We start from the raw sequence: 11,760 nt of genomic DNA on the forward strand, positions 1-11,760 counted from the left end.
TCTAGTACTTATAAAACTTGGTGCTTTTACTCATTTCAAAATCTTGAACCTGTAGGATATACAATCCCGTTGCTATATCGGAAACATTAATTTTGGCGTTTTTCGCCTTTCCAAACTTTAGTACGACCCCTAAAGTGGAAACTATACGATACATAGCGGTATCGCTAAGCTCAATATTCAAACTGATTTCGTCCACCGCCGGATTTGGAAAAACCGAAAAATCGATATCCGATGTAGCCGCCAAAGCTTCATGGGCCTCTAAAGTACCGATGACGGTCTCCGTACCTTGAAAGGTAAATATATATTCCATGGTATATTCCGAAGCGATGTTCTGAGAACAAAAAGTACGCAATCTAACCACGTAATCCTTTCCTACCATAAGGCCATTCAATACACTGGAACCCGTGGAGGTATACTCCGTAATCCAATCATTATCTGAGGCATTCTTATATTGCACTTCATACAGACCATCAACGATTTTGTCCCAATTTAAATCGATACTTTCTCCGGTTGCTTCGTCCAAACTTAAATTTTCGGGTGCAACCACACTACATGCCGTCATTTTCGCCCCCGAAATCAATAGGGAAAAATCTTGAATACCGTTCCTTAAAGTTCCCTTATGGGTTATGGTCAGGGTATAAACACCCTTTGCGCCCGGTATTTCAATACGTTCAAAGGGATCAACTTTATTATCTCCTTTTGTGGCAGTCGCATTTGGGTCTGCCGGGTTCAATTTCCAAGGATAAAAGGTACTCCCATCTTTTGTGATGCGTATGTCCAGATCATTGACCAATGCGGGAGTTTTATCATTTAAGACACCCCTGTTAATATATTCCGATTCCGGATCTGTCCAGGAAATAGAGGTCGTTAAGGTCTCATTGCCCATAGCCTCTATGGTAAAACTTATGGTCTCGTTCTCGGAAATATTATCTTCGGAAATCTGTGTACTAAAACCTTTGTTCAATAGCACTTCCGCCGCTTTTTTGGTATTCATAATCCCCCATCCCATTTTGTAGTCCGGGCCTTGGGTACCAACATCATCGGCAGTATGCAATGCCAGGCCTTTTAAGGTAGCGGCTTTTAGGTAGGAACCGTACAACTGTTCATTATACTGTTGCAATAAAAGGAGTGAACCCGTAACTCCCGGCGTAGCCATGGAGGTTCCCGAAGAAACATTATAGCTTGTATCGTTCGTGGAATATGTGGAAAGTATGGAAGACCCGTCTCCTGCCAAATCAGGTTTAACTCTACCATCGTCCACCGGGCCAAAGCTACTATAAGAGGAAACTACGGCTTTTTTCAGTATTCCATTTCTATCGATCTCTGTATTTGCCGCCGCCACGGCAATCCCATTTTTGGCGAGGGTAAACCCGAGCATTACATCAAAACCATCTGTTTTAGTACCTGCGATGGGACTTTCGTTATCCCCTCTCTTTTGTGCATTTCCGGCGGCCGTAACCATTAAGTAATAAGGAGCATTGAACATAATTCTATCCCAATCCTGGGCCACCTTTATATAAGAACCAAAATACCAGTCCGGCACACGGTCCGTTTTAATACCATAGGAATGATTGGAAACCAAAAGTCCGTTGGTAGCAGCTTCCGTTACCTCCAACTTATCACGGGTCCAATCATGGGAAATAGCATTGGCGGCATAAGCAACGCCCTGTGCCTCTTTTTTTATCCCGGATGAAATAATACTGCCGGTCACCAATGTGGCATGGGCATCTATTTCTGTACTGCCATCTACAACTTTGATCCTAGTATCGTATTCTTGGTGCGTAACACGTGCCACGCCGGCATCCCATATACCTACTTGCATACCAAAACCATCAATATCCAATTTTGACTGGAGGGCATCGGCCCTGGAAACTTGACTGGCATTATCCGAATAAGTCTCATAATAAATAGGGGTGCCATCTTCACCCACTTCCTGCAATTCTATCTTCTTGCCATTGGGAAGTTTTTCCTTGATTTTCCAATTGTTCACTTTGGCCAAAGCCAATGTCCTTGCCCTGTTCTTTTCAAAATCAAATTCAAGATCAACATGGAGTGCTCCGATTTTTGAAAAATCGTACTCCCCTTTTATCATTGTTTTCAACTTTTCGGATTGTGCAAAGATATGTGGCCCAACCAACAAAAAGAGCAATAGAAATCCCGTAAAGGCATTCCAATTGTTCGTAGGCTTTTGGCAGTCCATAGTTTATTTAATTAAGGTAAGATTTGGACTACAAATATATTATAATGTCGGTCGTTTCCGACAAAAAGATCCATTTATTCGATGAAACGTATAGTGAACCCTATACTATTGTTGTGAAAGTGCCGATTTTAGATGTTTGTATAGTTTTTCCTTTGTACTAATATCCTCAAAGCAGTAGCTAAACGTTGTATTTTAATAGAATATAAACCGGAAAGTGATCACTGTACCCACCCAAATATTTTTTACCCGCATAGGTCCTGTATGGGTTTCCTTTATATTTTCCAGCAAATTCCTTCAAAGACCTATCATCATAAATATTGGCTTTATCAAAACTATGGGAACCTTTTTTATAGTTAAAAAAACTATGCGAAAGGATTATCTGATCGAACAGGCTCCAATTTCTTTTATAATGCGAACTTCCCCTTTCTTTTGGGGAATGTAATTTCTCCATGGGATTGTACAGGCCGGTTCCTTCGATCAGGGTCTGTATGCTCAAAGAGCTGGGATCATCATTAAAATCGCCCATGACAATATAGTTGGGGTCTTGATTCAAAGCCGCAATCGCCAACATTTTTTGTTTGACAACCTCGGCGGCCTTTAACCTCTTATATTCTGTAAGTTGGCCCCCATCCCTTCTGGACGGCCAATGGTTTACAAAAAGGTGTACCTCTTCTCCGTTCAGCGCACCATGTACATACAATATGTCTCTAGTGGTATCCCGGGCACCATCGGTATTATCGATAAGTAAGGGTATGGGTTCCGAGCTGATTACCTTAAAGTACTTCCGGTGGTATATAAGTGCGGTATCTATGCCACGCTCGTCCGGCGATTGATAATGAACAAAACCATAGTCAACGTGTTCCAATGGTTTGGTGTTCAGCAAATCGTTTAGAACGGTACTATTTTCTACTTCCGCCACTCCTACCAAAATGGGGGCATGGGGGTTGTTGTCTCTTCCGATCGCATAAATGGTCCTGGCCAATTTGGCCAATTTTCGTTCATACCGTTTAGGGGTCCATTTTTTAAATCCTCCGGGCGTAAAATCATCGTCTAGGGTATAATCATCATCCCGGGTATCAAAAAGATTTTCCAAATTGTAAAACGCTACCGTATAAAGTTGTTTGTTCTTTTTCTTTTTAAATAGTGAAAACCGCATAGGAGAAAAATATTGAGTCAATAAATTTACTAAAATAGCTCGGGGACTTTTACTTAATTTTGCAGTTTACGGAATTATGTTAGAGAAGAAAACAACGGAATACGAAAAGGCGGTACTCATTGGGGTCATCAATAGGGAACAGAACGAGGAAAAAGTAACCGAGTATCTGGATGAATTGGAGTTTCTTACCTATACGGCAGGTGGGGAGGTCGTGAAAAGATTCGTACAACGCATGGATGTTCCGAATCCAAAGACCCTGATCGGTTCGGGAAAGATGGAAACGGTGGAAGCTTATGTAAAGGAACATGAAATAGGTTCGGTGATTTTTGATGACGAACTTTCTCCTGCGCAACAGCGCAATATCGAAAAACAATTGCGCTGTAAAATCATAGACCGTACCAGTCTTATCCTGGATATCTTTGCCCAAAGGGCACAGACCAGTTATGCCCGTACCCAAGTAGAGCTGGCACAATATGAATATTTATTGCCCAGATTAACGGGACTTTGGACGCACCTGGAACGCCAAAGAGGGGGTATTGGAATGCGTGGGCCCGGTGAAACAGAAATAGAGACGGATAGACGTATTGTTCGGGACCGTATTAGTTTACTCAAAAAGAAACTGGAGAAAATTGACCGGCAAATGGGGACCCAGAGAGGTAATCGTGGTGCATTGGTACGAGTCGCACTCGTTGGATATACCAATGTGGGCAAATCTACCTTAATGAACGTTGTTAGTAAGAGCGATGTCTTTGCGGAGAACAAATTGTTCGCCACCTTGGATACCACTGTACGAAAAGTGGTCATTGGCAACTTGCCCTTTTTGTTGAGCGATACCGTTGGATTTATCCGTAAACTACCCACCCAACTGGTAGAAAGTTTTAAAAGTACGTTAGATGAGGTACGGGAAGCCGATCTTTTGCTTCATGTGGTGGATATCTCCCATCTGCAGTTTGAAGAACATATTGCTTCCGTCAACCAAATTTTGGACGAAATAAAAAGTGTGGACAAAAAGACCATCATGGTCTTTAATAAGATAGACCGTTATAAAAACGAAACCATTGATACCGATGATCTTGTAACCGAAAAAACTTCTAGACATTTCACTATTGAGGAATGGAAAAGGACCTGGATGGAAAAAGTAGGGGACAGGGCACTTTTTATCTCGGCCCTGAACAAACAGAACCTGGACGAATTTAGAAAGCGGGTCTATGATGAAGTCAGGGATATTCATGTGACCCGATTTCCTTATAATAACTTTCTTTATCCGGAACATTTAGATCAGTACTAACAACAAATGGAACTACAAATTATGTAGTTCATCGATCAATCCGATCCGTTGATATTTTTCACCACATTTTGAGATAGGTTCACAACATAAATTCTTCCAAAGCGAAACCTTGCTGTAGATTTACAGTGTGTTTAAGTGATAGTGTTGACCCCAAATCGATATTTAGCTTACAAGACAACAAGTAAAATCCCAAATTTTACGATACCTACTTAACCAAGAAAAGCCCTCTAAAAAGAGGGCTTTTTTACATGTCCTTCAACAAATCCTAGAATGCATAATTCAGACCGAACAGAAGGTATGTCTGAAGATCATTGTCAATGGTATCAAAAGTAGCCGTTGGATCTGGGGCTGGGCCGTTCAAAGCAAAGTTCAATGCTTCTTGTTTATTATCTCTTAACCCAAATTCAAAACCAAGGCCTATACCGTTCCAAAGGGTATAGCCGAAGGAATTGATCCAGGTAAAATTGGAAAGGTCGCCGCTCTTATAACTTTGGAACATGGAAAGGTTACTCTTAAAATTTACCTTTCCTATTTTTCTGGTATAATCCGCTACGATCTTAGCCCCCAAAGAAGATTCGAAAACGGCATCATTATCGCTAAATACAAAGTTATAGTTCAATGGATGGATCACCACCACCAAATCGGTAATCGGGGTCCAGGTAGCACCAACACCCAAATCCAGATACCCCGGGTCGTTAAAATTGTTCAAAAGTGTCGTCCGGTATTCCCCAAGTCCGGAAATAGCGAATTTATCACTAAGCTTACGGCCGTAAAGCGAGGTAATGGTAAATACATCCGCCGCTTGTTTAAAGCTGTCATCATCGGTCGGATCGTCCTTATCGTCAAATTTTACCCATCCCAAATTAACGTTGGCGGAATTTCTCCAAAAGAATTTATCCTGGGACAGGTTGGCAAAACCATTTACCGTAACCCCTATATTCCCGGAAGAGTTGTTAGGCGTGCCTTGGGCATACCAATTGTTAAAGGTGGAAAGGTTGGCCCCTATGGTACCGAAAGCTCCTGTTTTCCATCCGGGAAGGGCATCTATTTGCGCTTGCAAGGCATCTACCCTACCCTGGATAGCAGCGATCGAGTCCTTTTTTGGACCTATTTGAGTTTTTAATTCTTCTTCTGTCTGGGAGAATCCAAGTACACAGACGAGCAGCAAAACTGCAGTTAACAAAATGTTTTTCATTACGTAATAGTGTTTATTTTTATAGAAACACAAAAGTAAGGATAGTCACTTTTTTAACTGGAAAAATGTATTATTTTCTTTTGTAAAGCGGTACCGAGGAACACGCTTCGCCGTACATAATGGATTTTGCCACAGGTTGCAATTTCCGAACCGCCATCAAGTACGCATTTGGCGGAACCGGCAGGGTACTGCAGCCTTTTATGATTACCGGCCTGTCCTTAAATTCGGTCACCTCCAAATTTTCTATTATGGATCGATAAAGCATTGTTTCCAAAAGTTCCAAATTCCCCTCAACAACCTGTTTTGCATAAGGTTGAAGTTTGGTTACAATAAGCATGTAAGCCCACCCGGGAACAATGGCATCCGTAGAGCAGGACATGGCCACGTAGGCATCCTGATATTGTGTCCAATCATGTGCATTTACATAGGACCTGAATTCCTTTTCCCTTAAGATAAACCCTTCGTACAACCAATCCTTGATATCCAGGACCACCCGGGTACCTTGAGGATAGTAATCCTCCAAATTAAAAGTGATGAGATCACTTTGGGCAACTCTATTTACAATTTCATCCGGCATTTTCCGATTATAATTAGATAGTATTTTTTAGAGCACCTTGATTCCTAATAATTATTGGAGCCTCTAAAAGGAACAACATCTCATTAAAGCAGTCCGAGTTCCAATTTGGCCTCTTCGCTCATTAGATCCTGGGTCCAGGGCGGGTCAAAAGTAATCTCTACCTCGGCATCTTTTACATCGTTGAGGGATTTGACCTTCTCCTCTACTTCTACCGGTAAAGTCTCTGCGACCGGGCAGTTTGGGGATGTTAGGGTCATCAATATCTTAACATCGCTATCCTCATTGACCAACACATCATAAATGAGGCCCAATTCATAAATATCCACGGGGATTTCCGGATCATAAATGGTCTTTAGCACCTTAACTATCTTCTCTCCCAATTCAGGACTGTCTATTTCCTCTATTTCTTCGTTCATATTTTTTATGTTTTTGTTATGGGTCGAAAGATTAAAAAGATTTCTTAGATACTCTTTTTAACCACGCCATGGGCGGTAAACCTATAAACCGTTTTAGCTGAGTTGTGTCTGATAGGCCACGGCATATAATTTTAATTGCTTTATCATACTTACCAGACCGTTCGCACGGGTAGCGGACAAATGCTCCTTTAACCCGATTTCATCTATAAATCCGGTATCCGCATCAATAATATCCTGTGGTCTTTGATCGCTAAAGGCCCTGATCAATATGGCAATGATGCCTTTGGTTATGATGGCATCACTATCTGCGGTAAATACCAACTTATCATCTTCCAGTTCGGCATGTACCCACACCTTGCTCTGGCATCCTTTAATGATATTATCGTCCGTTTTATATTGTTCGTTTATCAATGGAAGGGATTTCCCCAATTCTATCATATATTCATACCGTTGCATCCAGTCATCGAACATGGAAAATTCATCTACGATTTCCTCTTGTATCTCCTTGATATCCATATACTTTTTTAGCCTCCCCAAAGGGAGAAATTTTTTACAAAAATACGATAAGAATCGGTTGGTTTCAACAGTTTTATAAAAGTATAAAACCTTCACGTGCCATGAGCGGGATAAACCCGTAAGATTATTTTCAGCTACTTCTAAAACAAAGGATACGATATCTTAAAGCAACATATTTCTAGCTCTTTGCACGCCTTCTACCAGCTGATCCACTTCTTCTTTGGTATTGTAAAAAGCAAAACTGGCCCGTACGGTTCCCGGTATCTTATAAAAATCCATAATAGGTTGGGCACAATGATGGCCCGTACGTACGGCAATCCCCAATTTATCTAAAATAGTTCCTATATCATAAGGGTGAATGCCCTCTATGTTAAAGGAAATAACGGAGGTCTTTTTTTGTGCCGTTCCATAGATTTTGAGCCCTTCTATTTTCAGTAATTCAGAAGTTGCGTATTCCAAAAGTTCCTGTTCATAACCGGCAATAGCATCAAACCCTATTTTATTCATATAGTCCAAAGCCGCCCCAAAGGCTATACCACCACAGATATTTGGTGTGCCCGCCTCAAATTTATGGGGCAGATCGGCATAGGTGGTCTTTTCAAAGGTCACTTCGGCAATCATCTCGCCCCCTCCCTGATAAGGTGGTAGCTTACGGAGCCATTCTTCTTTTCCGTAGACGATACCCACTCCGGTAGGGCCGCACATTTTGTGCGCCGAAACCGTATAAAAATCCACATCCAATTTTTGCATGTCCGCTATCAGGTGCGGTGCTGCCTGTGCACCATCTATCAAAACGGCCGCACCCATATTGTGCGCTTTTTCTATAATTTCTTCTATCGGGTTAATGGTACCCAACGCATTGGAAATATGGTTACAGAAAACCAATTTGGTCCTGTCCGAAAGCAAATCCCCATAAACATCCATGAGCAATTCACCCTGCTCGTTCATGGGTATTACCTTCAATTCGGCCCCCGTTCGTTCGCATAACATCTGCCAAGGCACAATATTGGAATGGTGTTCCATGGCCGAGACCAATACCTCATCCCCTTTTTTGATCAACGATGAAAATCCGTTCGCAATCAAATTTATACCATGTGTCGTTCCCGAAGTAAAAATAATCTCATGTGCCCGGGACGCATTAAAATGCTTTTGGATCTTGATGCGCGCCTCCTCATATTTATCCGTAGCCTCTTGTGAAAGGGTATGCACGCCACGGTGAATATTTGCATTATAGCCATGATAGTAATCTACGATAACATCTATGACCTGCTGCGGAGTCTGTGATGTAGCGGCATTGTCCAAATAGACCAAAGGTTTCCCGTTGACCTCTCTGTTGAGAATGGGGAAATCCCTACGTATCTTTTGTATGTCCAAAGATGTTTTGAGCATGAAAAGTTCTCCTATTGGTTAGGCAGGTTTACAGATTAAATCCAAGGTTAACCCCCAACTTCTTGGCAATGAGCTTATTGATCCTTGCCTTGACCTCTTGAATGCGAACACTTTCCAAAACGTTATTGGCAAAAGCGTACATGAGCAATGCCTGTGCTTCTTTTTTGGGAATTCCACGCGATTGCAGATAGAACAATGCTTCTTCGTCCAATTGGCCAATGGTACAACCATGGGAACATTTTACATCGTCCGCAAAAATCTCCAATTGAGGTTTTGTATTGATGGTGGCCTTATCACTGATCAGAATGTTATTGTTCTGCTGAAATGCATTGGTCTTTTGGGCGATCTTGTCCACAATGATCTTACCGTTAAAAACGCCTGTAGCACTTTCACCGTAAATGCCCTTATAATCTTGATGGCTTTCACAATTGGGTTCAATATGGTGTACCAAGGTATGATGGTCCACATGCTGTTTTTCACCTAAAATGGTCACCCCTTTCATAGTAGAGTCCACATGTTCCCCGTTCTGGAAAAAATTGAGGTTATTCCGGGTCAATTTGCCTCCAAAGGAAAAGGTATGTACTTTGACCGCACTTTTATCCTTCTGGTCAATATAGGTATTGTCTATTAAGGAGGCCGTACGGGCATCGTTCTGAATCTTATAATAATCTACGATGGCATTCTTGGCCGCAAAAATTTCCGTGACGGAATTGGTCAAAACCTCATTGGAGGTCAAACTTTGATGGCGTTCAATAATTTGAACCTCGGCATTTTCCTCGACTACGATCAGGTTTCTCGGCTGTAACATTAAGGAAGCCTCGTTGCCCGTTGCAAAATGTAATATCTCCACGGGTTTTTTGGGCATTTTATTTTTAGGGATATAGATATACGCTCCCTCCCTACTAAATGCTGTGTTCAAGGTAGTCAACGATTCATCTTTGGACGCTACCTTGTTAAAATATACATCGATAACGGGTTTGTACATTTCTTTGGTCAGGGCGGCGCTCATTAAGCAGATGTCCACACCGTCATGAGTGGTTTCGGACAGGTAGGAACTATAGATGCCATCAATAAAAACAATCTTATAGGTATCTATTTCATGGAGGAAATAGCGTTTTACCTCTTTATACTCCAGAGCATTTTCCTCTTTAGGAAAAATACTGAAATCTATTTTCTGAAGATTGTTGAGCGATGTATATTTCCATGCTTCCTCCTTTTTATTGGGGAATCCTTTTGCTTCAAAATTCTTAATAGCGGCCATACGGACTTCGTGAACGGGGTGATCCAGGTCCACGTTGTTCTCAAAGGCCATAAAGGAAGAAATTAATTTATCTTTTAAATCCATTTTTTTCGGTTTTCAGTTTTAGCCTGCGGAAAAACCGTATGCTAAACCACTGCTTCGTTCTTTATCCAATCGTATCCTTTTTCTTCCAACTCCAATGCTAGTTCTTTACCCCCGGATTTTACGATTTTCCCATTGTGCAATACATGCACATAATCCGGAACTATATAATCCAACAACCTTTGGTAATGCGTAATCACGATGACGGCATTGTCCTTGCTCTTCAACTTGTTCACCCCGTTGGCTACGATACGAAGGGCATCAATATCCAAACCGGAATCGGTCTCGTCCAAAATGGCCACTTTGGGCTCCAACATGGCCATTTGAAAAATTTCGTTTCTTTTCTTCTCTCCCCCCGAAAAACCTTCGTTCAGCGATCGTGACAGGAATTTTCTATCGATTTCCAACAACTCGGATTTTTCACGAATCAACTTCAGCATTTCATTGGCGGGCATATCTTCCATGCCCTTTGCTTTCCTGGACTCATTAATGGCCGTTTTCATAAAATTGGTCACCGATACCCCGGGGATTTCCACAGGATATTGAAAAGAAAGAAAAATACCTTTATGCGCCCTTTCCTCAGGGGCTATATCTTCCAAATTCTCACCATCCAACGCTACGGAACCTTCCGTAACTTCAAACTCTTCCTTTCCTGCAATTACGGAGGCCAATGTACTTTTACCTGAACCGTTAGGCCCCATAATGGCATGTACCTCTCCTGCCTTTACCTCTAGGTTTATTCCTTTGAGTATTTCCTTATCCTCTACTTGTGCGTGTAGATCATTTATTTTCAACATAACGGGTTACTTTAAATATTCTGGTGCCTTCGGCATTTTATTAAAATCTTCTTTTTGATGTTGCAAATACACTTTTGCATTTTTTTCTTTGGCAAACGCTTCAAAGCTCTTCATACTGGCCAACGTTTGATCTACGTCATAATTAAAAATGGGCACTCTTTTATGTTCCCTGTTTTCATATAGATGATATAGATCTCCGGTCAACAATGTCGGGCCATTCTCCTTTAGCCCCAAATACAGGACCTGATGTCCGGGCGTATGTCCCGGCATGGATTTAATAACGACCGTACCATCCCCAAAAACATCAAAGTCCCCTTTTAGTTTTTGAACACGGGTCAACTCCTTTATAGCTCCATAAATGTCCGCATTGTTCTTTTGAACTTCCTCACTCGTAATAAAATCATATTCGGATTCCTGTACCAACCAAGTTGCATTTTTAATCGCATTTGCATGACCGCTATGGTCAAAATGGGTATGGGACAATGCAATATATTCAATGTCTTCTGGTGCCATTCCTATTTTCTGCAACTGGTTTGCAACGGAGTCCTTTCTGGAAACGGTAAACGCACCGCTGGGATCGGTAAATTCGGGCTGGCCTACCAACATTTCGGGTAGCCCGGCATCCCACATTAAAGTTCCTTTTGGATGGACTATTACATAAAACGGATCTGCAAATTCTTTGGTCCGGCCATGGTAGGTGGTATCCTGGGAAAAGAGTTCCAAATTATTGACCATTACCGTTCCGCCACTGAACGTATAGAGCTTTACCTCCGGCCCGACAACTTCGACAGCTTCTTTTTTTACATCCTTCTTTGTTTCTTTACAAGAGAAAAAGGTGAAAGCAAAAACGCCTATGAGCAGTATTTTTTTCATTTTGTATCGTT

At 41.7% G+C, this 11,760-nt stretch carries 11 protein-coding genes; 1 reads left to right on the plus strand and 10 read right to left on the minus strand.

All coding sequences use genetic code 11. The features are described 5' to 3' along the window. Position 1: 1 nt before the first annotated feature. Together ACKWB9_RS03705 and ACKWB9_RS03710 are read right to left on the minus strand one after the other, a co-directional pair. Positions 2-2,200 (minus strand): S8 family serine peptidase, encoded by a 2,199-nt coding sequence (locus ACKWB9_RS03705; RefSeq protein ID WP_414001645.1) that lies wholly within the window; start codon positions 2,198-2,200, stop codon positions 2-4. Positions 2,201-2,378: 178 nt separating this feature from the next. Beyond that, positions 2,379-3,356: an endonuclease/exonuclease/phosphatase family protein gene (locus ACKWB9_RS03710; RefSeq protein ID WP_414001646.1), complete on the minus strand. Its 978-nt coding sequence runs from the start codon at positions 3,354-3,356 to the stop codon at positions 2,379-2,381. A 76-nt stretch (positions 3,357-3,432) separates the two neighbouring features. Here ACKWB9_RS03710 and hflX point away from each other — a divergent pair, with 76 nt between their 5' ends. Beyond that, positions 3,433-4,644: a GTPase HflX gene (gene hflX, locus ACKWB9_RS03715; RefSeq protein ID WP_414001647.1), complete on the plus strand. Its 1,212-nt coding sequence runs from the start codon at positions 3,433-3,435 to the stop codon at positions 4,642-4,644. Positions 4,645-4,909: 265 nt separating this feature from the next. Here hflX and ACKWB9_RS03720 read toward each other — a convergent pair whose 3' ends face one another. The 8 genes from ACKWB9_RS03720 to ACKWB9_RS03755 form a co-directional block, all read right to left on the minus strand. Continuing rightward, positions 4,910-5,839 (minus strand): DUF3078 domain-containing protein, encoded by a 930-nt coding sequence (locus ACKWB9_RS03720; RefSeq protein WP_414001648.1) that lies wholly within the window; start codon positions 5,837-5,839, stop codon positions 4,910-4,912. Positions 5,840-5,909: 70 nt separating this feature from the next. Beyond that, positions 5,910-6,416, minus strand: a complete 507-nt coding sequence (locus ACKWB9_RS03725) for a DUF2480 family protein (RefSeq protein ID WP_414001649.1) — start codon at positions 6,414-6,416, stop codon at positions 5,910-5,912. Between the two features lie 83 nt (positions 6,417-6,499). Then, a complete protein-coding gene (locus ACKWB9_RS03730; protein WP_414001650.1) occupies positions 6,500-6,832 on the minus strand; it encodes an SUF system Fe-S cluster assembly protein in 333 nt (110 codons plus the stop codon). Between the two features lie 93 nt (positions 6,833-6,925). After that, positions 6,926-7,348, minus strand: a complete 423-nt coding sequence (locus ACKWB9_RS03735) for a SufE family protein (protein ID WP_414001860.1) — start codon at positions 7,346-7,348, stop codon at positions 6,926-6,928. A 162-nt stretch (positions 7,349-7,510) separates the two neighbouring features. Continuing rightward, positions 7,511-8,737, minus strand: a complete 1,227-nt coding sequence (locus tag ACKWB9_RS03740) for an aminotransferase class V-fold PLP-dependent enzyme (protein WP_414001651.1) — start codon at positions 8,735-8,737, stop codon at positions 7,511-7,513. A gap of 28 nt (positions 8,738-8,765) precedes the next feature. Next, positions 8,766-10,082 carry a Fe-S cluster assembly protein SufD gene (gene sufD / locus ACKWB9_RS03745; protein ID WP_414001652.1) on the minus strand — a complete coding sequence of 439 codons (1,317 nt, stop codon included), beginning with the start codon at positions 10,080-10,082 and terminating at the stop codon, positions 8,766-8,768. Positions 10,083-10,123: 41 nt separating this feature from the next. Next, on the minus strand, positions 10,124-10,876 hold the full coding sequence (sufC, locus tag ACKWB9_RS03750) for a Fe-S cluster assembly ATPase SufC (RefSeq protein ID WP_414001653.1): 753 nt from the start codon (positions 10,874-10,876) through the stop codon (positions 10,124-10,126). A gap of 6 nt (positions 10,877-10,882) precedes the next feature. Then, the gene (locus ACKWB9_RS03755; RefSeq protein WP_414001654.1) at positions 10,883-11,749 is read right to left on the minus strand and encodes an N-acyl homoserine lactonase family protein; all 867 of its coding nucleotides are present in this window, start codon (positions 11,747-11,749) and stop codon (positions 10,883-10,885) included. Between the last annotated feature and the right edge of the window lie 11 nt (positions 11,750-11,760).

Origin of the sequence: Maribacter spongiae (assembly GCF_047345125.1) — a bacterium.
Lineage (GTDB): Bacteria > Bacteroidota > Bacteroidia > Flavobacteriales > Flavobacteriaceae > Maribacter.

Coding starts and splice junctions, on each gene's coding strand:
- ACKWB9_RS03705 (WP_414001645.1), bottom strand. CDS start 2,200: ATGGACTGCCAAAAGCCTACGAACAATTGGAATGCCTTTACGGGATTT.
- ACKWB9_RS03710 (WP_414001646.1), bottom strand. CDS start 3,356: ATGCGGTTTTCACTATTTAAAAAGAAAAAGAACAAACAACTTTATACG.
- hflX (WP_414001647.1), top strand. CDS start 3,433: ATGTTAGAGAAGAAAACAACGGAATACGAAAAGGCGGTACTCATTGGG.
- ACKWB9_RS03720 (WP_414001648.1), bottom strand. CDS start 5,839: ATGAAAAACATTTTGTTAACTGCAGTTTTGCTGCTCGTCTGTGTACTT.
- ACKWB9_RS03725 (WP_414001649.1), bottom strand. CDS start 6,416: ATGCCGGATGAAATTGTAAATAGAGTTGCCCAAAGTGATCTCATCACT.
- ACKWB9_RS03730 (WP_414001650.1), bottom strand. CDS start 6,832: ATGAACGAAGAAATAGAGGAAATAGACAGTCCTGAATTGGGAGAGAAG.
- ACKWB9_RS03735 (WP_414001860.1), bottom strand. CDS start 7,348: ATGGATATCAAGGAGATACAAGAGGAAATCGTAGATGAATTTTCCATG.
- ACKWB9_RS03740 (WP_414001651.1), bottom strand. CDS start 8,737: ATGCTCAAAACATCTTTGGACATACAAAAGATACGTAGGGATTTCCCC.
- sufD (WP_414001652.1), bottom strand. CDS start 10,082: ATGGATTTAAAAGATAAATTAATTTCTTCCTTTATGGCCTTTGAGAAC.
- sufC (WP_414001653.1), bottom strand. CDS start 10,876: ATGTTGAAAATAAATGATCTACACGCACAAGTAGAGGATAAGGAAATA.
- ACKWB9_RS03755 (WP_414001654.1), bottom strand. CDS start 11,749: ATGAAAAAAATACTGCTCATAGGCGTTTTTGCTTTCACCTTTTTCTCT.